Raw genomic sequence first — 22,256 nt, 5'->3', positions numbered from 1 at the left:
TAGCGTAAAGCATCAATCACGGCGAGCGCCATGCTCAAAACGGCCATACGATAGGAATTAAAACCAGCGCTACCGCTGCGGTCAGCAAGTTGAGCCCACCCCCTAGCCGCAGGAAATCACCGAAATGATAACCGCCGGGACCATAGACCATCAGGTTGGTCTGGTAACCGATAGGCGTCAAAAAGCTGGCAGAGGCGGCAAACATCACCGCGACCACAAAGGGCATGGGGTTGACCTCGAGGCTTTCGGCACTGGCCATGACGATAGGAAAGACAATCACGGCCGCGGCATTATTGGTGACCAGCTCCGTCAACAGCGCCACCAGAAAATACACCCCTATCAGCAGCAGCAAGGGGCTCCCTCCCGCCAACACCAGGGCCGATTGCGCCACCTCGGCGGCGGCCCCACTGCTTTCCAGTGCCGCCCCCACGCCAAAGGAGGCGGCAATGGTCAGCAGTACCTGGGTGTCCAGGCCACGTTTGGCCGCACTCACCGAGCAACAGCCGGTCAACAGCACGGCGGCGGCGCCGAGCATGGTGGCATTGAGCATGCTCAACAGCCCGAAAGCCGCGAGCATGACCACCCCGCCCAGAATTCCCCAGGCCAGCCCGGCCTTTTCATGCACCGGCCGGGCCGCGCCGTTGAGCTGACTGATCAACAGAAAATCCCGTGACTGGCGATGGCGTTCGATGAAGGGCGGCCGTGCCTCCAGCAGCAACACATCGGAAGGCTGCAACCGCACCTGGCCCAGGTTGCCCGACACGCGCTCGCCACCCCGGCAGATAGCCAATACAGCGGCGCCATAGAGGGTGCGAAAATGCCCGTCTCGAATCCGCCTGCCAATGAACTGACACTGATCCGAGACCACCGCTTCCACCAGCCGACGTTCCTTAAAGTCTTTTTCCAGACTGAAATCCCCGTGGCGTGAGGGTACCAGGCCGCGAATCTGCTGCAATTCCACCGCGGCATCAGAGGTTCCGGCGAATACTAGCCGGTCATTGGCTTTAAGCCTTTCTCCCGGCCCTACCACCGTGACAATATTTCCTTCGCGCTCGATTTCCACCAGAAACAGCTCTTGCAGATGCCGCAGCCCCGCCTCCTCGACACTGCGATCTACTAGCGGCCCATCAGGCGCCACTTCCATTTCAATGGTGAATTCACGCGGATTCTCGAAGGCAGTGGAAGCACTGTGGCGGCGTGGCAGCAAACGAGGCCCCAGCACAATCAGATAAATCAAGCCGATGACCGCCACCGGCACTCCCACCCAGGCCAGGTCGAACAACCCCATGTCCAATGCCGGGTCGCGTTCAACCAGCAGCCCATGGACCACCAGATTGGTACTGGTGCCGAACAGGGTCATGGTGCCCCCCAGGATGGAGGCAAAACTCAATGGCATGAGAAAGCGCTGGGGAGACAGTGCCAGGCGGCGGCTCCAGCTCATCACGGCAGGAATATAGGTCGCCACCACCGGGGTATTATTGAGAAAGCCGCTCAAGGCCGCGACGGGAATCAGCAAGCGGCCCAGCGCTGTGCGTTCCGAATCGGGGCGTTTCAGCACATGGCGGATAAGCAGGTCGATGCCGCCCGTTTCCCGGATACCGGCGACCAGCACATACATGAACGCAACGGTGAACAAGCCGCTGTTGGAGAAACCACCCAGCGCTTCGCTGGGGTCGATCACTCCCAGCGTCAACAGCAGAATGACGGCGCCGAGCAAAATAATATCGGGCCCGAGGCGGGTAAAGGCCATCAGGGGAAAGATAGTAAGCACTACCATTACCGAAACCCAGGCATCCAACGACATGACAGTATCCATTAATAACGTGATGCTGCATTGTGACGCCCAGCTTATATTCTAAAAAGTTATTTTTAGAAATCTTTAAATTCCATAAAAGAATAACTAAGCACAAAAGTGGTAGGGCCAGCGAGATAGGGAAGCGCTGAGACAACGAAGAGACCTGGAGAACTGGCGTTGATTCCACCGAACCGTAGCGCTAAATCATGAGAACGTAAATCACAGGCACGCAAAAAGGCCCGCCGGAGCGGGCCTTTCCTGCTTGTCTGGCTAGAAAGCCTGACTAGCGAACATCATGTTGAGGGAATTAACCGACAACCTTGATGTTGGAAGCCTGAAGGCCTTTCTTGCCCTGGGTGACGTCGAAGGAAACCTTCTGGCCGTCTTGCAGAGTTTTGAAGCCATCGGCTTGAATTTCGGAGAAGTGAGCGAACAGGTCGTCACCATTGTCGTCCGGAGAAATGAAACCAAAACCTTTAGTATCGTTGAACCACTTAACTGTGCCAGTTGCCATTATCGAATTCCTCAAATAGCTAAAATATAGAGCCGGGAAATACCCGAATTGCAGTGGGTAGAACAAGAAACCTTCACCAGACTCGATGCTATAGAGCGTTTCGATACTGCTGACTTCGTGCGACTTGCTAACCAACTGCGTGCATTCTGCCCCTTTCTTCGGCTCCCGTCAAACCTTATTTGCATTTGTTCACCAAGGGCTTACTGTTCAACGAAACGTTCACCGAAACCCAGGGGCTCTTTCTGTTTACTCATTCCTGCCTATTGACTCATTCCTGTCCGCTGATTATTTACTGTCCCTTACCCTCTTCCAAAATCCATCCTGCGGCTTTTTCGGCAATCATCAGGGTCGGTGAATTGGTGTTGCCGCTGGTGATGGTAGGCATCACGCCGGCATCCACCACGCGTAGCGCCTTCACACCACGTACACGCAAGCGCGAGTCCACCACCGCCATGGGGTCATTCTCCCGGCCCATCCGGGTGGTGCCCACCGGATGGAAGATGGTGGTCCCGATATCCCCGGCGAGCCGGGCCAGGTCATCATCGCTCTGGTACTCCACCCCGGGTTTGACTTCTTCCGGCTCATACTTGGCGAAGGCGGGTTGCTCAGCGATACGCCGGGTAACCCGCAGGGAATCCGCCGCCACGCGCCGGTCTTCCTCCGTGCTCAGGTAATTGGGGGCAATAGCAGGCGCCTGGCGCGGATCGCGGCTCTTGATGCGCACCGTGCCGCGGCTGGTGGGGTTGAGATTGCACACGCTGGCGGTGATCGCCGGATAGGTATGCAGCGGCTGGCCGAAAGCCTCCAGGCTCAGCGGCTGGACGTGATACTCGATGTTGGGATGCCGGTACTCGTCGCTGCTGCGGGTAAAGGCGCAAAGCTGTGAGGGGGCCATGCTCATGGGGCCGGAACGTTTCAAGATGTATTCCAGGCCGATGCCCGTCTTGCCCCACCAGGTGCTGGCCATGGTGTTGAGCGTCTTGGAACCGGTCTTCACCTTATATACCGAGCGAATCTGCAAATGGTCCTGGAGGTTTTCTCCCACTCCCGGCAGATTTTTCACCAGAGGAATCGCATGTTCAGCAAGCAGGTCCACCGGGCCGATGCCGGAAAGCTGCAGCAACTGGGGCGAGCCGATAGCCCCGGCACACACAATCACCTCACGCCGGGCATGCGCGACGACCTCCTCGCCCTGCCGCTCGAGACGCACGCCGGTACAGCGCGGAGTAGCGTTCTCATCAGGCTGACATTCCAGCTTGAGCACTTGCGAGGAATGCCACAAGGTGAAGTTAGCGCGCTTGGAGCAGGCAGGACGTAGAAAGGCCTTGGCGGTATTCCAGCGCCAGCCCGACCGCTGGTTGACCTCGAAGTAGTCGACCCCTTCGTTATCGCCACGATTGAAGTCCCGGGTGCGCGGGATGCCGGCCTCCACGGCCGCGGTGGCGAAGTCGTCAAGCACCTCCCAACTGAGGCGCTGCTTCTCCACGCGCCATTCACCGCCGTGACCGTGGTGGTCGCGGTGAGCAGCGTCGGCATCGCCGCCCGAATCCAGGCGATGATGGTCCTCGTGCTTCACGAAGTCGGGCAAGCAGTTATCCCAGCGCCAGGCGTCATCGCCGGTGAGCTCGGCCCAGCTGTCGTAGTCGCGAGCCTGGCCGCGGATGTAGAGCATGCCGTTGATGCTGGAGCAGCCGCCCAATGTCTTGCCTCGGGGGTAGATCAGCGAGCGACCGTTCAGGCCTTTGTCGGGTTCGGTACGAAAACACCAGTCGGTGCGCGGGTTATCGATGCAATACAGATAACCCACCGGAATATGAATCCAGTGGTAGTTGTCGCGCCCGCCCGCCTCGACCAGCAGCACCTTGTTTTTCGGGTCGGCGCTCAGGCGATTGGCCAGCAGGCAGCCGGCGGTACCGGCGCCCACGATGATATAATCGTAGTCATGTGATTGTTGTTGGGTGTCAGCCATGGCCACTATCTCCGCGCTTGGTTATTTTGCGGTCGGCATCACGAACTCGGCGCCGGCATCGATGGAATCCGACCAACGCTGCATGATCGACTTCTGCTTGGTGTAGAAACGCACGCCCTCTTCACCATAGGCATGGGTATCACCGAACAGCGAACGCTTCCAGCCACCGAAGCCATGCCATGCCATAGGCACCGGAATCGGTACATTGATGCCCACCATGCCCACCTGGATGCGGCGGCCGAATTCACGCGCCACGCTGCCGCTTTCGGTGAAGCAGCTCACCCCGTTGCCGAACTCATGGTCGTTGATCAGCTGTATCGCTGTCGCCACGTCCGGCACCCGCACGCAGACCAATACCGGGCCGAAGATCTCTTCACGGTAGATGGTCATCTCCGGGGTCACGTTGTCGAACAGCGTGCCGCCCATCCAGAAGCCTTCGGCATTGCCGTCACCGGTTACGGAGGAATCGAAATTGCGCCCGTCCACCAGCAATTCGGCGCCTTCTTGAATGCCTTTTTCGATATAACCGGTGATGCGCTGGTGCGCCTGAGCGGTGACGATGGGGCCCATCTCGGCGTCCAGCTCCAAGCCGTTCTTCACTTTCAAGGCTTGGGTGCGTTCCGCCAGATGCGGCATGATCTTGTCGGCGACATCACCCACCAGCACCGCCACGCTGATCGCCATGCAACGCTCGCCGGCACTGCCGTAAGCCGCGCCGATAAGCGCATCCACGGCCTTGTCCAGGTTGGCATCGGGCATCACCACCATATGGTTCTTGGCCCCGCCCAAGGCTTGAACGCGCTTGCCGTTTCTGGCACCGCGCTCGTAAATCAAGTTGGCGATCGGTGTGGAGCCAACAAAGCTCAAGGCTTTCACGTCCGGGTGGTCGAGCAACGCTTCAACGGAATCCTTGTCCCCCTGTACCACGTTGAATACGCCGTCCGGCAAGCCGGCCTGCTTGAGCAAATCGGCCATCAACAAGGAGGCGCTGGGGTCGAGCGGGCTGGGTTTGAGAATGAACGTATTACCAGCGGCGATCGCCACGGGGAACATCCACATCGGCACCATGACCGGGAAGTTGAACGGGGTGACACCCGCCACCACGCCCAACGGCTGGCGCATGGTCCAGTTGTCGATGCCGGTGCTGACCTGCTCGGTATAATCGCCCTTGAGCAATTGCGGAATGCCGCAGGCAAATTCGACGATATCGATCCCCCGAGCGACTTCACCCTGGGCATCGGTGAACACCTTGCCGTGTTCAAGGGTGATCGCCCGGGCCAGGTCGTCCTTATGGGCATTGAGAAGTTCCAGAAAACGGAACATGACCCTTGCCCGGCGCAGTGGCGGTGTATCCGCCCAGGCCGGAAAAGCGGCTTGAGCGGCTGCCACGGCGCTTTCGACATCCGCCGGCGAAGCCAAGGCGACTTGCCCGGATACCTTGCCACTGGCGGGATTGAAAACATCCTGGCGCTGTGCGGGTTCAGTCTCTACTACTTGGCCGTTGATATAATGATTAATTATTGTGTCAGACATATTAGAAAGTCCTGTCAGCTTGGTCTAGAAGAATGGTCTAGAAGAATTCTTGCAGTTGACCTCAGCTTATCGCCTTCAGCCTAGGGATCAATTGAGAAATTCAAAATCTGGATATAAGATTTACTCATATCACTCCAGGCACTCATATCACTTCAGGCGGATAACCCATGCAAGACTTCCATGCATTGAGAGCCTTCGTCACCGTCGCTCGGGAAGGCAGCGTCTCGCGCGCGGCCGAACGCCTTCATCTGACCCAACCGGCCATCAGCCTCAAGCTGAAACACTTTCAAGAAACCCTGGGACTGTCCCTCTTCATCCGCCGCCCGCAAGGGCTGGCATTGACCGCGGACGGCCATGCGCTGCTACCCGCCGCCGAAAATGCTCTGGCGGCTGCCCAGACCTTCGAACAGGCTGCTGCCGCCTTGCACAGCACCCTGCGGGGACGCCTCAAGATCGGCACCATTATCGACCCCGAGTTCATTCGGCTGGGCGCTTTCTTGCGCCGCCTGGTCGAACGTGCGCCACAGCTGGAAACCGAGCTTCATCACGGCATGAGCGGCAGTGTTCTATCGCGGGTGCATAGTGGCGAACTCGATGTGGGGTTTTACCTCGCCCCCCCGGGTGAAGGCCCCGATGACGCCGTGCTGGCTCATCAGGAGCTGACCCACTTTCATTATCATGTGATCGCCCCCGCCGGCTGGGAAACGCGCCTGACGAAGAGCGACTGGAAAAACCTTGCCGCGCTGCCGTGGATCGTTACTCCTAGTGATTCCGTGCATCACCGCCTGCTCGACCAAGTGCTCACACCCCTTGGCGTCGTTCCCAATCAAGTGGCCCAGGTCGATCAGGAAGTCTGCATGCTGGACCTGGTACGCGCCGGGGTCGGCCTCAGCCTGGCGCGGGATGCCTTGGCGATGAGCGAACGTCAGGAACACGGCTTGCTTGTGGTCGACAACATACGCTTGGCCTGCGCCCTCAGCGTTATCTGGCGCCGTGACCGTCAGGAGGAATCCGCCCTTCGTGCCACCCTGGAGATATTGGCGGAGGTATGGAAAAACCGGCCGGAAGCAGCACTTGCAACAACCGGCCCCGGAAGTAAAAACATTTAACTATCAGTTAATTAAAACACTCAACCAAACCAACACTCAAGAAACTAACTAATACAAAAGAACCAAACCAATATTATCCTTAGATGACTTGCGTCAAGACAAAAAACTGCCTTCAAGTATTAGATAGACGTCCTAAAAACTCTAAATAACTTCAACTTTCTTTCGACTCCCGAATAGCCACACCCCTAAAAAACCCACTAAAAATAAACTATTGAGAGTTAACCCATGCGGCGTCAATCCACTACCCCAACTGATGAGCCCAGAAAATCCCTGAGCCTGCAAAGCAAGATCTTGCTGCTGGTGCTGACCCCCTTGCTGATCACCACGATCGGGCTGGTCGGCGCCGAAACCTTCGAGCGCACCCAGGACAACCGCACCCAGTTGCAACAGCAGCGCCAGATGCTGCTCGAGTCACGTGAGCAGGGTGTGCAGAACGTGGTCGAACTGGCCACATCGACGATTACGCCGCTGGTCGAGGAAAGCACGGCCAACGACTACCAGCAACGTACCGAAGATCACCTGCGTTCAGAGGCGCGCCAACGCCTGAGAGAACTGCGCTTCGAAGGCGACAACTACATCTTCATGTTCGATACCGAGGGCACCATGCTGGTGCAATCCGCGGTTCCCGAACAAGAAGGTCAACCGATGCTGAATGCCCAGGATGCCGAAGGTCGCCCTTTCATACGCGGCATGATCGAGCTGGCTCAGGATGGCGGCGGAATTTATCAATACCACTGGCCCAACCCCGCCACCGGCGAAACCGAAACCAAGTATTCCTACGTTTCTCTGGTGCCTGAATGGAATTGGGTCATCGGTGCCGGGGTCTATGTCACCGAAATCGATACGGCTATGGCGGCGATAGAAGCCGCCGCCGCGCGCGATCTTCGCCAGACCCTGACCAAGATCATCGGCGCCTCCTTCCTGCTGTTCCTGGCCATTGCCACTATCACGGTCTGGATCACACGGCGCATGGTCGGCAACATTCGCAATACCGCCCAGGCCATGGAAGCGATCGCCCAGGAAGTCGCCAGTGGTAAAGGGGACCTCACCCAACAGATCGCGGTTACCAGCGGCGATGAAATCGGCAATCTGGCGCGGCAGTTCAATGCCTTCATGAGCCGTATCCAGGAGACTCTGCTGGAAGTTCGCAACGGCGCGCAAAATGTCTATCACGCCTCCAATGAATTCGCCCAGAGCAGTGAAGAGCTCGCCTCGCGCACCGACCAGGCCGCCGCCAATCTTCAGCAAACCTCCTCCGCCATGGAACAGATCACCGCGGCGGTGAATCAGAGTGCCGAACATGCGCAGCAGGCCAACAATCTGGCAACCTCCACCGCAACGGTGGCGCATCGCGGCGATAAAGCCATGCAGGACGTCGCCCAGACGATGAATGATATCGACGCTTCCTCCATGCGCATCGGCGATATCATTTCCATGATCGATTCGATTGCCTTTCAAACCAACATCCTGGCGCTGAACGCCTCCGTGGAAGCCGCCCGGGCCGGAGAGCATGGCCGTGGGTTTGCCGTGGTCGCCCAGGAAGTACGCTTGCTAGCCAGCCGTTCCAGTGATGCGGCGAAGGAAATCCGCGGCTTGATCGACACTTCCGTGGGCCATTCCCAAAACGGCAAGCTGCTCGTCAAGCAGGCCGGCGACACCATGCAGGAAATCGTTTCGAGCGTCACCAAGGTGGCCGATGTGATCGCCGAAATCACCGCCGGAGCGCAAGAACAGAGTGCCGGCATTCACGAGGTCAACACTGCCGTAAGCGAAATGGACACCATGACCCAGCAAAATGCCTCCATGGTGGCCCAGTCGACGGGCACTGCCGCCGACATGCGCCATCAGGCACAGTCATTGAGTCAGCTGATCGGTAGCTTCGTACTCGATGATTCACCGTGCCAGAACTGGGAAGCCTTGGCGGTTCCCAATCATGCATCCCGTCCTTCCCAGGCGGCACCGCAGCTTGAATCACGTTCTTCACGCAAGGAACAATTCACCATGTCCTCCAACGCAACGGAGGATACCTGGGAGACCTTTTAACGGAACCCTTGCCGCAACCGACACTCAATGGGAGGCACACCCACATTGGATGGCCTCCCTATGAGCTACTCGAAGCACCCTGATCTGGCAACAGTTTTCCCGCTCAGCACGCTGGCCCTTGCGCTAGGGCTGATCACCTCCCCCAGCGTTCTTGCCGAGACCGGCGACAGCCACCTTGCCACCTTCGCCGGGGGCTGTTTCTGGTGCATGGAATCTCCCTTTGAACGCCAGCCGGGCATTGACGATGCCGTCTCCGGCTATATCGGGGGTAGCGTGGAAAATCCTAGTTATGAAGCCGTTACTCAGGGCGATACCGGCCATGCTGAAGCAATTCAGTTTCACTATGACCCGCAGCAGATAAGCTACTCGCAGCTTCTGGACGTGTTCTGGCGCAACATCGACCCCTTTGCCGAGGATCGCCAGTTCTGTGACGTCGGCTCTCAATACCGCTCGGCAATCTTCTATCACGATGAAGAGCAAAAACGCTTGGCGGAAGCCTCGAAAAACGAGCTGGAAGCGCACCTCGGCCGCGAAATCGCCACGCAGATCGTGCCCGCCGATACGTTCTGGGAAGCCGAAAAATATCATCAGGACTACGCGGAACGCAATCCGCTGCGCTACAAGTTTTACCGCTACAGCTGTGGGCGTGACGAACGCCTGGAGGAAGTCTGGGGTGAAGAAGCCGGCGGGCCGACATTTACCGGCGCCGATTGAACATACCGTCCTCGCTGGATAGTCGGGAATAATCGCTTCTTCTTTTCTATACTGCCGACAAGCCAATTCTCAGGTTAGCGATAGCTCAAGTGAAAAGGCTAAACATCAGTGTGTAGAAAAGGAGAAGCGGACGATGGATACGTCAGGACAGACTCAACCCCGCCAACCCGGCATGGAACATCTCATGTCACCGGAGCCCGACTACCAACCGCGTTATCCCGGTTCTGATCGGCTCAAGGGCAAGACGGCGCTGATTACCGGGGGCGATAGCGGGATTGGGCGTGCCACCGCCGTGCTGTTCGCCCGCGAAGGCGCCAATGTCGCCATTCATTACAAGGATGAGCACGAGGATGCCAAGGCCACCCTGGCCCTCATGCGCGACGAAGGCTGCGAAGGACTCGCACTGAACGGCGATATCGGCTCCAAGCAGGAAGCAAAGCGGGCCGTGGAGGAAACCGTCAAACGGTTCGGCGGTCTGGATATCGTGGTCAACAACGCCGGTGAACAGCACGCCCAATCCAACGTCACCGACATTCCCGAAGAGCAGATTCGGCGCACTTTCGATACCAACCTGTTCGGCCCGTTTTTTGTGGTGCAATCCGCCTTACCGCATTTGAAAGCTGGGGCTTCGATTATCAACGTCACCTCGGTCACCGCCTTTCGCGGCCAAGATCTGCTGGTGGATTATTCCGCCACCAAGGGCGCCATTCTATCGTTGACGCGCGCCCTGTCCAGCAAGCTGGCGGAAGACGGCATCCGGGTCAATGCAGTGGCCCCCGGCCCCATCTGGACACCGTTGATTCCCGCCTCCTTCCCCAAGGAAAAACTAACCACATTCGGCAAGGGTTCACCGCTAGGCAGGGCCGGCCAACCCAATGAAGTCGCCTCGTGCATACTATTTCTGGCCTGCGAGGATGGCTCCTACATGACCGGCCAGACGTTGCATCCCAACGGCGGGGATCTCGTCGGCGGTTAAGATTTTTCGAGACGTTTTCTTTGAAGGACTGCGCCGCTCTCTTACCCTGCGGCCAGCGCCTGGCGCTCCAACTCATCGACCATGCTCGGCTCCAGTTTCAATGCTGATGCAAGCTGCTCCAGCCAGGCATGCTCCATGGGATTTTTCTCATCGATCACGGCCACGCTCATCAGGTAGATCTCGCGCGCGGCTTGCGGGGAATCCGCCTCGCACGCCAACGCCTGGGCATCCAACGGCGCCTTGAGTTGACGCTCCATCCAGGCATGCAGCTCCTGGTCGGCGCCCAAGGCGTCGATTTGCTGAGTAATCAACTCCTGCTCACGCGCATCGATATGCCCATCGGCACGTGCCGCCATGATCATGGCTTGCAATAATTCCAGGCTTCGCTGCTCCTGAGAGGAGCCGCTCAATCGCTCCACCGGCTTACCCTCGGCCGCTTCATCAGCGGCGCTTGCCTGAGAATTCTGCCAAGCCTTCCAGGCTAACATTCCCACCCCGGCAATCGCGCCGTACTTCAATGCCTTGCCGCCCAATTTTCGGCCGCGACTGGAACCCACCAGTAGCCCCATGGCGCTTCCGCCCAGCAGGCTTTTCATATCGAAACCGCCCTCGCTTGACGCCTTTCCGGACTGCCCTTTTTGCCCCTCGTTACCGCCAAATTGCTTGGAAAGCCCTTCCAGAATGCCTTTCACATCCATTGAGCCACTGCTGCCTTTGGTGTTATTGCTGCTGCCACCGGCTTGTTGCATCAACTGCTGAAGAATCTTGCTTGCGTTCATGATCGGCCTCTTGGCTGTCGCTGATCCGGTTTGGCAACGGGATCTGGCTTCGTGAGATGACCTGGACAGTGTAGCGCCGATACAGCGCCATGCTAAATGCAGATAGCGCAATTACAATCTGGGCCAATCAGGATCGAGTAACCCCCGGAAGTCTTTTGCCGACAATGACTTACTGAACAAGAAACCCTGGGCACCATCACAACCTTGTAACTTGAGATGGTCGAATTGTGCTTGTGTCTCGACGCCCTTGGCGATAACGCGCAAGGACAAATCCTGGCCAAAATTGATAAGAGCCTTGATGAAACTGACATTTTCCCGGTCATCAAGCATGTCATGAACAAAACAGGGCGCGATATTGAGCATATTGATTGGAAAGCACTTCAAGTGCTTCAGGCTAACACTTCCGGCGCCGAAGTCGTCGATGGCAATGCGTACCCCCATACGACTCAACTCGACCAGTGTCGATATTGAGGTGTCGGTATAAAGTTGCATGAGGCAGCTCTCGGTCACCTCCAGTTCTAAAAAATGCGCTTCTAGCCCGGTCTTGGTCAAGATGTCGGCAATACGGGCGGGCAATGTCTTGTCGCACAGTTCAATGGCCGACATGTTCACGGCTATGGGCACGATCTCGACACCCTCCGCACGCCACTTCTGTAAACGCCGGCAGGCCTCGCTCAGTACCCAGTGACCAATGGGGACGATTAGACCGCAGGCTTCTGCCACGGGAAGGAACACCGAGGGTTGTATGAGACCCAGCGTCGGATTACGCCAACGAACCAGCGCTTCTGCACTGACTGGATACCCGGTGGCGATATCTATCCTGGGCTGGAAATCGAGAAAAAGGGCGTCTGCCTTTAAAGCCGGCTGCAACTGAGACTTCAAATGGCTATGTTGCATTTTCAAGGCATGCATCTCGGCCTCAAACAACTGGTAATGGTTGGGTCCGCTTTTCTTGGCGTGATACATGGCCGTATCAGCATTATTGAGCAAGGTATGATCATCGGTACCGTGATCGGGATAAAGGCTGATTCCGATACTGGTGGTAATGCGCAGCTCGTGATTGCAGATTCGGTACGGCTCGGCTAACGAGCCAAGGATTTTTTCCGCAATCCTTACGGCATCCTGGGGGTTTTCAATTTCACTCAGCAGTACCACGAACTCATCGCCCCCCTGGCGGCATATCGTGTCCGTGTCGCGGATACATTCGCTGAGGCGACCAGCCACCGACTGTAATAGAAAGTCACCGACAGCATGGCCAAGGGAATCGTTGACGGCCTTGAAAGCATCGAGATCCAGGTACAACAACGCGACCTGATGCTGATGCCGTTTTGCCAGACCGATGGCCCGGGAGAGGCGTTCCGAGAGTAGAACACGATTGGGCAGATCGGTGAGCGCATCATGCTGCGCCTGATAAGCCAGCTTGGACGAATGGGTGGGCGAGTGACAGGCATCATGAAACACGATCACTGCCCCCTTGATGCAGCCGTCACGGTCATGGATGGGCGCGGCCGAATCTTCTATTTCCAATTGGCTACCATCTTGTCGAATCAGCACGCAATCCATGGCGAGCCCGACAGTGCGGTTTTCTTCCATGGCACGCTGCGCCGGATTGGTGGCCGCCTGAAGCGTCTGACTATCGATGAGCGTAAAGACCTGAGCCAAGGGCTTGCCTAGGGCATCGATACTCGACCAACCGGTCAGCGTTTCGGCCACTCGGTTCAGGTAGGTGACCCGACACTCCAGGTCAGTGGTGACCACGGCATCACCGATTGAATTCAATGTCACTTGGGCCCATTCCGTTGCGGCCTGCAGGGCGGCTTCGACGTCACGCAACCGCGTGTCGGCATATTTCTGTTCAGTGGTATCCTCAAGCATCTGAACGTCACCTTTTTCGCAGTTAATGCAGAACATGATCTCGCTCTTTATCTGCGCTTTGGCCGGGGTACGAATTTTTTGTTTTATGGTATCGTTCGAGATCACAATGAGCCTTGATCCCGCTTGCAAGAGCGCTTCCAACCCCATGTATCTGTTCCTTGATTTTTTGAAACTACAGCATCCATTCATCAAAAACCTAAGAGGAATTTATTCCTTGGCTATGGAGAAGGTGCAGGTGGTTTCTCGATCATAAGTAAGTCACACGACTCGCTTCTGTGCGCAATCGAACACATGGCGAATTCTCAAGGCGGCCGCAGCAACACCCGGCCCGAGCTTGAAGGTAAGGTGCAGAATCAATATGAGATCACGACCACAAAGATGCTTGTGGCAGTGAATATTCGAGAGGGAGGCGCTACATTCCTTGCAGCGCAAGGCGTAACATCCTGTCAAGGCATGTCCGTTGCCGCACTCAAATTGATACTAAATGATAAGCCAGCAGCTGACTGTACGCTGACGAACATGGTCTGGTTAAATCCCCGTAATCCCCCTTTCCTCTGATACGACTCGCGGTTTCTGAGCCTGATCAGAAAGCCCTGTGTGCGCTAGCGTACAGTAATGGCCTCAGGACAATCTATACTTAAAATAGGTGTGCCTATCAACTTGATATGGCGGCATAAAAACGCCTATAACCGATGCCTTGCATAGGTAATTGTAGTAAAAGTTGCGCGATAGCTAGGGATAATTGGGGGTATTCAATGCTAGAACCTTGTGATTTCCAGCAAAATGCTTTGCTTGGCATGCTGCCAGAAGAGGAACTTGCTAGGCTGCTGCCTAATTTAGAGAAAGTGACGCTGACACTGGGTCAATCGCTGAGTGAATCAGGTCGACAAATGAGCCACGTCTACTTTCCACTGGATTCCATCGTCTCGCTGCTGTGCGTGATGGAGAATGGTGCCTCGACGGAAATTGCCGTGGTGGGCCACGAAGGAGTTGTGGGCGTCTCGCTGTTCATGGGTGGTAAGACCACGCCCAGCCGAGCGATCGTTCAGAGTGCCGGGCAGGCCTACCGTCTCAAGGGTCAACTGCTCAAAAACGAATTCTACCGCGCCGGCCCCATGCAGCGATTGCTGCTGCGCTATACCCAAGCCTTGCTGACACAGATGGCGCAAACGGCGGTATGCAATCGTCATCACAACGTCGATCAGCAGCTATGCCGCTGGCTGCTACTCAGCATTGACCGGCTGCCGGGCGATAAACTGGTCATGACCCAGGAATTGATCGCCAATATGCTGGGCGTGCGTCGCGAGGGGGTGACCGAGGCGGCGGGGAAACTCCAGAGGGCCGGCCTGATCTCCTACCATCGTGGGCATATCACCGTGATTGACCGGCCGGGGCTGGAGGCGCGTGTCTGCGAGTGCTATGCGGTGGTCAAGCTCGAGTACGACCGCCTGCTAAACCATCATGAGGTTATGTGAGTGACCGAACTGCTGCAAAAAACCTAATCGGAACAGGCATTATCGAGTTATGTACGCTAGCGTGCCGACGCTTGACTTACCTAATGTTAATATGCAGATATACCGTCAAAAAATCTGATGACGGCGTCTCAATCTGCAGTCGACATCGCAATGATATTAATCGTCATTGTGCCGTTTGCCAGGTTCTTATAACCGGAGAGGCACATGACGTCTATTTTGCACGTTCCCATTGCCAATCAACTCCTTGCCGAGCTGCCGGACGTCGAGCGGGATGCTTTCATGGCTGAGTGCGAAACCGTGGAGCTTGCTTTCGGCGAAGTACTATTCCAGCCCACCGAGACAGTCACCCACGCCTACTTCCCCATCGATAGCTTCATTTCACTTATTGTCGTCACCGATGCCGACAACCGGCTGGAAGTCGGGATGGCGGGACGAGAGGGAATGCTGGGCACCTCCCTGGTGCTGGGCATCGAAGAGACACCGCTGCTCGCATTAGTGCAAGGTGCGGGGGCGGCCCTGCGCATAAACACTGCCCGCTTCCAGTGGCTACTCCAGGAATGCCCTGTACTGCATCAACGGCTGAAAGGGTATCTCTATGTGGTGATGAGCCAACTGGCGAAGACAGCGGCCTGTAACCATTTTCATCAAATTGAGGGCCGCCTCGCCCGATGGCTGCTGATGACCCAAGATCGCGCCAGGTCTGATCAGTTGCAGCTGACCCATGAATTTCTGGCCATGATGCTCGGTGTCAGGCGTGCAGGGATTACTCTGGCGGCGATAGCGCTGCAGACGCGTGGCTTGATTCGTTACCACCGTGGCACCATCGAGGTGCTCGATCGACCAGGGCTGATCGTAGCTTCCTGTGAGTGCTATACCAAAGATTGTGCGCTATACGCCAAGGTGCTGGCGGTCTTATAAGGGAGCAATTTCAGCACTGATCTTACTCCCAACCCCTCCCACTGCTCTCCAGCGTCAAGTAGCTATGTACGCCACCAAACAGACAGCCTTCTCGCCATGTCTTTATGCTGCGTGTAGCCCGTGCATCCGACTATTTCATGACCTTCTTGCCGGTCTCGATGCCCAGGCTATCCACCACCCGATAGGACTGAACATGGCACAGAAACCCAAACTCATTAACCTCGCCCTTCAGGGTGGAGGTGCGCATGGCGCTTTCACCTGGGGGGTTCTGGATCGGATTCTCGAGGACGGGCGGCTGCAGATCGCCGGGATCTCGGGTACTTCGGCGGGGGCGATGAACGCGGTGGCACTGGCCGATGGTTTCACCCGCGATGGCCCCGAAGGCGGGCGGGAGGCACTCGAACATTTTTGGCGATCCATGGGCAACGGCGCAAAGAACAGCCTGATGAAACGCACGCCCTACGATATTCTTACGGGCAACTGGGGGCTGGGGAACAATCCCATGTATCACGCTATGGATGCACTTTCCCGCGTGGCTTCGCCCTATCAGCTTAATCCGATGAATATCAATCCGTTGCGTGACCTGGTAGAGAAGAACATCGATTTTGACAGGGTGCGTAGTTGCACTGCATTCAAACTTTACATTTCGGCCACCAATGTGGAGAGCGGCAATGTCAAGGTCTTCCCTCGCGAGGAGATAACGGTGGATATGTTGATGGCCTCGGCCTGTCTACCTCATCTTTATCAGGCTGTCGAGATCGATGGCGTGCCCTACTGGGATGGCGGCTACATGGGTAATCCGTCGCTATTTCCCTTTCACGGTGAGACCGGTACCAATGACATCCTGGTGATTCAGATCAATCCGATCGAGCGCAAGGGCGCGCCGAGGAACTCCCAGGACATACAAAACCGGATGAACGAGATCAGCTTCAACAGCAGCCTGCTCAAGGAACTGCGCGGGATCGACTTTGTCGACCGGCTGATCCGCCAGGGCAAGCTCTCGGCCGATGAATACCATCAGGTAAGAGTGCATGTCGTGGAAAACCAGGCGGAACTGATACCGCTGGGCGCTTCATCGAAGATGAATGCCGAATGGAAGTTTCTCACCAAGCTGCGCGATCTCGGTCGTGACACCGTCACACACTGGCTGGATGAGAATTTTGCCGCCATCGGTGAGCGTTCGAGTGTCGATCTTCGTCAGATTTTCCAAGGTATCGGCGCCCAGCACCAAGGCTAGGGGACGTCAGGAACCTTGAGCATGAGGCTAACTGGCCTTGAGAAGCGAGTGAATGGCGGCCGATGTGATGGCTGCTTTTTTTTGTTTTAATATCAGACAAGTAGCACTTAAGCACCTCTTCAAGCATCTTATTCAGGGGAAACGTGGAGTATAGTGAAGATCGGCATTAGGACATCAAGGCAACCGTGGCGGAGCTCGGGCTTCCCCAGCAGCACAGAGCCGCTTTATGCTGTAAGGCAGATAAACTCAGGTAGCGACATAAAACGCCGCACGGGGGCAGCGCTGGGTGATATGGAAAGTGAGACATCTCGTTAAATCCTAACCTTGGTGCCTTCAAAACCCATCGTGGCGAGTTTTTTTCGGGTATCCGAAATAGTGGGTTTATAAGAGGTCTTGCCCTGCTCCTCAAGCTTTAATAAGTTGAAAAATTCAGATATTGACCTTCGAGACCGCTATGACGACCAAAGCTCACTGGGAAGCGGTGTACCGCGAGAAAGCACCCGATGAAGTCAGTTGGTATCGCCCGCACCTTGAAAAGTCGGTGCAGCTCATTCAACAGGCCGCACCGGACCGCAGTGCCCCTATCATCGACGTGGGGGGCGGCGAGTCTACGCTGGTCGATGACCTTCTCGCGCTCGGCTACCGAAAGATCAGTGTCCTGGATATTTCAGGCGAAGCGATCCAGACGACACGGCAGCGCTTGGGAACCGCTGCGCGTACCGTGAAATGGCTGGTGGACGACATCACCCAGGCCAACCTGCCCGAACATCACTATGTCGTCTGGCATGATCGCGCCGTCTTTCATTTTCTGATCGAGCCAGAGCAGCAGGCTGCCTATGTCCAACAGGTGCTACACAGCCTGACTACCGATGGGCATTTGGTGATGGCCGTCTTCGGGCCAGAAGGCCCCAAGCAGTGCAGTGGGCTGGAAGTGGTCCGTCACGATATCGAACGGTTGTGCGAGCACTTAGGGCCTCATTTCGAGCTCATCAGTCACCGTATCGACGAGCACCGCACACCAGGAGGCAACGCTCAGCAGTTCCTGTACGCCCATTTCAGGCTCAAAGGAAGTGAGTCTAGGCAGGCACATAGCAGTCCACCACCATGACCATGCGTTATGCACACGTCGCCCCCAGGGCTATCGCAGTTAGAAATAATCGCTTTCTAAGGTCTTGGCTTCATGCCTGACAAATAGCTTGAACAATAGATTCGAGCACCCATCTGCCAACTTGCGATAGCCCTGACGTCGCCCCCCGATCATTTGACGGAAGCCGTTACCTACGGCCCGAAAAATCTCGGTTGACACTTTGTGGACACTTGCTAAAAAAGGTACAGCGAAGGAGGGGGAAAAGGAACGTAAGTCCTTGAAAAGATGGTGGGCCCAGTAGGACTTGAACCTACGACCAAGGGATTATGAGTCCCCTGCTCTGACCAACTGAGCTATAGGCCCGAAAAGCGTGCACATCATAGCGAATGTGGCGGGTCGAGGCTAGCCCCCTTGCGCTACCTTGATGTCACTGCGGCACTTTATGGGGTTTGAAGGGTCTTTTGGGTAATTCCTCATGCGGAGACGCACTGTGAAAGCTTTGATTGCTCTTATCCCGCTGCTACTGGCGATTCCGGTGCACGCTGACTGGCAGCTTGACCCCGCCCAATCGCAGGTACAGGCCTCCATTACCCAGTTGAACGGCGAGGCACCGCAAACCCACCACCACCGAGTGCGCGATCTACAAGGCGATATCTCCAGCGATGGCACCCTGCGCCTGCCGCTAAAGCTCAGCCAAACCGATATGCTGGAGCGCTTTGGCGAACTGCCGTCCTGGATAGGCCTGTTGGCCAATACCACCTTGGTCACGCTGGTCGCGAAAATGCCGCCAGAGCGATTGGACGCCTTGGACATTGGAGAATCACTGGTTGAGACGCTTGAGTTTCAAGTCCAGTCCGATTTGGTTAACCAACAAGAGTCGGTACCGCTGCGCTTTACCCGCGAAGGCTTGAACGAAATACGCGTGACCCATGCCGAGCCGATGGCGATGGATGGCCGGGCGCTAATGGCCAACACCACAATGCGTACCGTACTGTCGCTGCTGGGCTACCAGCAAATTGATGAGCATGTACCCGTTACGTTGAACGCCCTGCTGATCAACCGCTAAGACTTTTATCCTTAACCGCTAAGAGCCTCCACATCCTCCGCTTGCGCCCTTCCCGTCTGTACGCGCCATTGCGCAGCGTAATGGCCGTTCTCGGCCAGTAGTTCCGTATGGGTGCCCCGCTCGGCCACACGGCCCTGGTCGATCACCACGATTTCATCGGCCTCCACGATGGTGGAAAGCCGGTGGGCGATCATGATCACCGTCCGGTCATGGGCAATGCGCTTGAGCGAGCGCTGAATGGCCGCTTCGGTTTCGTTGTCGACCGCGCTGGTGGCTTCATCCAGCACCAGAATCGGTGGGTCCTTGAGCAGGGCGCGCGCCAGGGAAAGCCGTTGGCGCTGGCCGCCGGAAAGCCGCACGCCGCGCTCGCCCACCGCGGTATCCAGCCCTTGGGGCAAGACCTGAATGAACTCCCAGGCTTCGGCGGTCCTTGCCGCGTCCAGAATGGCGGCATCGTCGGCATCGGGTTTGCCGTAGGCGATGTTGTCGCGTATCGAGCCTTCGAACAGATAAACATCCTGGCTGACCAAGCCGATTGACTGGCGCAAGGAATTCAGGCCGACGCTGTCGATGGGCTGGCCATCGATCCGGACCTGGCCATGGCTGGGGTCGTAAAAGCGCAGCAATAGCTTCATCAGGGTCGATTTGCCCGAGCCGGTAGCGCCCACCAGCGCCAGGGTGTGGCCGGCGGGCACCGTCAGGCTGACGTCTTCCACACCGGCGCCGCTGCTTGCATAGCGAAAGCTGACCGAATCGAAACTCACTTCACCGCGTACCGGCATGGCCAGCGGCGTGTCAGTGTTATCCTTGATCGTGATCGGCACTTCCAGAAGATCCAGTATCCGCTTGGTACTGGCCATGGCGCGTTCGAAGAGGTCGATCACCTGGGCCAGACCCGTCAACGGCCATAGCAGGCGTTGGGTCAGAAACACCAATACCCCATAGGCGCCCACGTTCAAGTCACCGCGTAGGGCCATCATCCCGCCCACGGTGAACGTCGCCAGAAACCCCGCCAGTATCGCCATGCGAATCACCGGAATAAACGCCGAACTCACGCGTATCGCCCGACGATTGGCTTCCACATAGGCTTCGCTGGACTCGCGCAGACGTTCGGCTTCCCGCGCTTCACTGGTAAAGCTCTTGATGGTGGCGATACCGCTCAAGTTATTCGACAGCCGCCCGGCCAGGTCGCCGACCTTTTCCCGTACATCGCTGTACAGCGGCCCCGCCTTGCGCTGAAAGTAAAAGGCACCCCAGATGATCAGCGGAATCGGAGTGAAAGCCAACAAGGCAATCAACGGGGAAAGCACGAAGAACACCGCCCCCACCGCCACCACGGTCACCACGACCTGAATCAGCGAATTGGCGCCGCCATCCAGAAAGCGTTCCAGCTGATTGACGTCATCGTTCATCGTCGCGACCAGCTGCCCGGAACTGCGCGATTCGAAAAACGCCATGTCCAGGCGCTGGGCATGCTCGTAGGCATCCTGACGCATGTCCGCTTGAAGACGCTGGGCGAGGTTGCGCCATAATACCTGATAGAGGTACTCGAACAGCGACTCCCCCGCCCAGATGAAGAAGGTGAGCACGGCAAGCATCATGATCTGTTCTTGCGGTGTATCGAAGCCTAGACGCGCCACGAAACTGCGCTCTTGATTGACCACCACATCGATAGCGACGCCGATCAAGATTTCAGGGGCGATATCGAACAGTTTGTTGATGATCGAACAGAGCGTCGCAGCGGTAATACGGCGACGGTAGCCCTTGGCATAGCGCAAAAGCCGCACTAATGCCTGAAAACTGTGCGCAGATGAAGACACGACGGATTCCTTGATTATCGTTGAATACACTGAGTGTAACGAAAGTCGCCGCGCTAGCCCTAGCGCGGCGACAAATCAGTACTTTTCCAGATTGCGAATCACTTCCAGCCGGCGCCTTGCATGATTTTCCGGGCTATCGCGTACCGTTCGCTCAATTCCCTCATGGCGATGTCATCGAAGGTTACATTGCCCAGGGTCTGTTCGGCGACACTCGCGGAGAGGCCGTCCACCACGGGATAGAAGATGCCTTGCGCCACGTCTTGCTGAACGCTGTCGCTTGCCAGATGTTCGAGAAAGTGAACAGCATCAGCTTCATTCGGCGTGTTCTTGACCAGCGCGCCGGCCGTCACATTGCGATAGGCACCCCGCCCTTGAAGCCCTTCGCCTTGCTGGTTCGGCCATACCAGATTGAGTGTTTCGGCGGTGGCCTGCAAAAGCGCGCCATCGCGCTCACCCGGCGCTTGTGCCAGGTTATTCATCAAGCCCTCGACCCAGGCTTGGGCGGCGTCTTCACCATGGTGAGCCACCATGGAACTCACCAGCGAAACATTGTAGGTGGAACCGCCCCCGCCCAGGCACAGCTTGCCCTTCAAATGCTCATCGGCCAGATCCTCGTAGCTTTCAGGGGTCCAATCGAGTTTCTCCGGATTGGTGAAAATCACCCTGGAGCGGGTGGCGTACCCCGCCCAACCAGCGTCCAGATCACGTAGCCCGGCGGGGACACGCTCGCCCAGCCGTTCGGATTCGACGGGCTGAAACATGCCCGCCGCAACGGCTTGCTGAAGGTTGCCGCTATCGGTAACCAGCATCACATCCACCGGCGGCTTGCCACCTTGCTGGAAAGCGGCGTCCAGTTCCTCGGCGCTCATCTGCACCAGTTCGATCTCGACCCCGGCGGCCTGGGTAAAGGTGGTGAACATCGGTGCCTGGGGGTCGTCCAGGCGCGGGCCGTAAATACGCAGAGGGGAATCGGCCAACGCCAGAGGAGCGGCTATCAGGCACAGGGCGGCACTTGCCAGTGCCATGATTGCGTTCAAACGTTTCATACCGGTTCCTTGAATGTTGAATGCTACGTGACAGTGAAAAATCTTTATTTTTCAGAAATCTGGGAGATTAAGGCGATCAGCGTTGGCGGCATGGGGTGCGACTCCCGAGGGCACCCGAAAAAAATACTAATGATTCTCAACAACATATGCATGTCGATAACGCCGAACGTTGCGTTCATTAACTTGCAACCTTGGCTGGTCGCTGTTTTGGCCTGCCGCCTTGCCCCAGGGTTGCAGAGGGCGGTTGCAGAAAACGCAACGCGACGTTTCCAGGCTAATGACTCCCACCAAGGAACTTTT

The 22,256-nt window shown here is 56.9% G+C and carries 17 protein-coding genes and 1 tRNA gene; 9 read left to right on the top strand and 9 right to left on the bottom strand.

Going from position 1 to position 22,256, the window contains the following annotated elements:
* Nucleotides 1-34: 34 nt before the first annotated feature.
* The 4 genes from DU506_RS03890 to DU506_RS03875 all read right to left on the bottom strand — a co-directional run bounded on the left by DU506_RS03890 (nt 35) and on the right by DU506_RS03875 (nt 5,811).
* Nucleotides 35-1,804 (bottom strand): SLC13 family permease, encoded by a 1,770-nt coding sequence (locus DU506_RS03890; RefSeq protein ID WP_114485640.1) that lies wholly within the window; start codon nt 1,802-1,804, stop codon nt 35-37.
* 298 nt (nt 1,805-2,102) lie between these two features.
* A complete protein-coding gene (locus DU506_RS03885; RefSeq protein WP_114485639.1) occupies nt 2,103-2,309 on the bottom strand; it encodes a cold-shock protein in 207 nt (68 codons plus the stop codon).
* Between the two features lie 289 nt (nt 2,310-2,598).
* Nucleotides 2,599-4,278: a GMC family oxidoreductase gene (locus DU506_RS03880; RefSeq protein WP_114485638.1), complete on the bottom strand. Its 1,680-nt coding sequence runs from the start codon at nt 4,276-4,278 to the stop codon at nt 2,599-2,601.
* 21 nt (nt 4,279-4,299) lie between these two features.
* Nucleotides 4,300-5,811 carry a CoA-acylating methylmalonate-semialdehyde dehydrogenase gene (locus tag DU506_RS03875; protein WP_114485637.1) on the bottom strand — a complete coding sequence of 504 codons (1,512 nt, stop codon included), beginning with the start codon at nt 5,809-5,811 and terminating at the stop codon, nt 4,300-4,302.
* Between the two features lie 167 nt (nt 5,812-5,978).
* Between DU506_RS03875 and DU506_RS03870 the strand changes: the two genes are divergently transcribed.
* The 4 genes from DU506_RS03870 to DU506_RS03855 all read left to right on the top strand — a co-directional run bounded on the left by DU506_RS03870 (nt 5,979) and on the right by DU506_RS03855 (nt 10,653).
* Nucleotides 5,979-6,920, top strand: coding sequence for a LysR family transcriptional regulator (locus DU506_RS03870; protein WP_114485636.1), 942 nt, complete (start codon nt 5,979-5,981; stop codon nt 6,918-6,920).
* Nucleotides 6,921-7,145: 225 nt separating this feature from the next.
* Entirely contained in the window at nt 7,146-8,963 is a 1,818-nt protein-coding gene (locus tag DU506_RS03865) for a methyl-accepting chemotaxis protein (RefSeq protein ID WP_114485635.1), read from the top strand.
* A 60-nt stretch (nt 8,964-9,023) separates the two neighbouring features.
* Nucleotides 9,024-9,677 (top strand): peptide-methionine (S)-S-oxide reductase MsrA, encoded by a 654-nt coding sequence (gene msrA, locus DU506_RS03860; RefSeq protein WP_114485634.1) that lies wholly within the window; start codon nt 9,024-9,026, stop codon nt 9,675-9,677.
* A 133-nt stretch (nt 9,678-9,810) separates the two neighbouring features.
* Nucleotides 9,811-10,653 carry a glucose 1-dehydrogenase gene (locus tag DU506_RS03855; protein ID WP_220254286.1) on the top strand — a complete coding sequence of 281 codons (843 nt, stop codon included), beginning with the start codon at nt 9,811-9,813 and terminating at the stop codon, nt 10,651-10,653.
* A 41-nt stretch (nt 10,654-10,694) separates the two neighbouring features.
* On the opposite strand, the gene DU506_RS03850 is transcribed toward DU506_RS03855, so the two are convergent.
* Together DU506_RS03850 and DU506_RS03845 are read right to left on the bottom strand one after the other, a co-directional pair.
* Nucleotides 10,695-11,432, bottom strand: a complete 738-nt coding sequence (locus tag DU506_RS03850; protein ID WP_114485633.1) for a tellurite resistance TerB family protein — start codon at nt 11,430-11,432, stop codon at nt 10,695-10,697.
* Between the two features lie 111 nt (nt 11,433-11,543).
* A complete protein-coding gene (locus DU506_RS03845) occupies nt 11,544-13,343 on the bottom strand; it encodes a putative bifunctional diguanylate cyclase/phosphodiesterase (protein ID WP_181870684.1) in 1,800 nt (599 codons plus the stop codon).
* Between the two features lie 854 nt (nt 13,344-14,197).
* Here DU506_RS03845 and DU506_RS03840 point away from each other — a divergent pair.
* The 4 genes from DU506_RS03840 (at nt 14,198) to DU506_RS03825 (ending at nt 18,045) form a co-directional block, all read left to right on the top strand.
* Nucleotides 14,198-14,782 carry a Crp/Fnr family transcriptional regulator gene (locus DU506_RS03840; RefSeq protein WP_268877300.1) on the top strand — a complete coding sequence of 195 codons (585 nt, stop codon included), beginning with the start codon at nt 14,198-14,200 and terminating at the stop codon, nt 14,780-14,782.
* 204 nt (nt 14,783-14,986) lie between these two features.
* Nucleotides 14,987-15,700: a Crp/Fnr family transcriptional regulator gene (locus tag DU506_RS03835; RefSeq protein ID WP_114485630.1), complete on the top strand. Its 714-nt coding sequence runs from the start codon at nt 14,987-14,989 to the stop codon at nt 15,698-15,700.
* 193 nt (nt 15,701-15,893) lie between these two features.
* On the top strand, nt 15,894-16,937 hold the full coding sequence (locus tag DU506_RS03830; protein WP_114485629.1) for a patatin-like phospholipase family protein: 1,044 nt from the start codon (nt 15,894-15,896) through the stop codon (nt 16,935-16,937).
* Nucleotides 16,938-17,391: 454 nt separating this feature from the next.
* Nucleotides 17,392-18,045 carry a class I SAM-dependent methyltransferase gene (locus DU506_RS03825; protein WP_114485628.1) on the top strand — a complete coding sequence of 218 codons (654 nt, stop codon included), beginning with the start codon at nt 17,392-17,394 and terminating at the stop codon, nt 18,043-18,045.
* A gap of 265 nt (nt 18,046-18,310) precedes the next feature.
* Here the strand turns inward: DU506_RS03825 and DU506_RS03820 are convergent.
* Nucleotides 18,311-18,387: transfer RNA gene (locus DU506_RS03820), tRNA-Ile, on the bottom strand.
* A 127-nt stretch (nt 18,388-18,514) separates the two neighbouring features.
* Here DU506_RS03820 and DU506_RS03815 point away from each other — a divergent pair.
* Nucleotides 18,515-19,090: a hypothetical protein gene (locus tag DU506_RS03815; protein WP_235825427.1), complete on the top strand. Its 576-nt coding sequence runs from the start codon at nt 18,515-18,517 to the stop codon at nt 19,088-19,090.
* 11 nt (nt 19,091-19,101) lie between these two features.
* On the opposite strand, the gene DU506_RS03810 is transcribed toward DU506_RS03815, so the two are convergent.
* Nucleotides 19,102-20,910, bottom strand: coding sequence for an ABC transporter ATP-binding protein (locus tag DU506_RS03810; protein WP_181870683.1), 1,809 nt, complete (start codon nt 20,908-20,910; stop codon nt 19,102-19,104).
* 98 nt (nt 20,911-21,008) lie between these two features.
* Nucleotides 21,009-21,956, bottom strand: a complete 948-nt coding sequence (locus DU506_RS03805) for an extracellular solute-binding protein (protein WP_114485625.1) — start codon at nt 21,954-21,956, stop codon at nt 21,009-21,011.
* Nucleotides 21,957-22,256: the final 300 nt, after the last annotated feature.

The sequence above is a fragment of the Vreelandella rituensis genome (assembly GCF_003336665.1).
Classification (GTDB): domain Bacteria; phylum Pseudomonadota; class Gammaproteobacteria; order Pseudomonadales; family Halomonadaceae; genus Vreelandella; species Vreelandella rituensis.
Note: the sequence above shows the minus strand (reverse complement) of the source record. Positions and strands in the feature narration are given on the sequence as shown.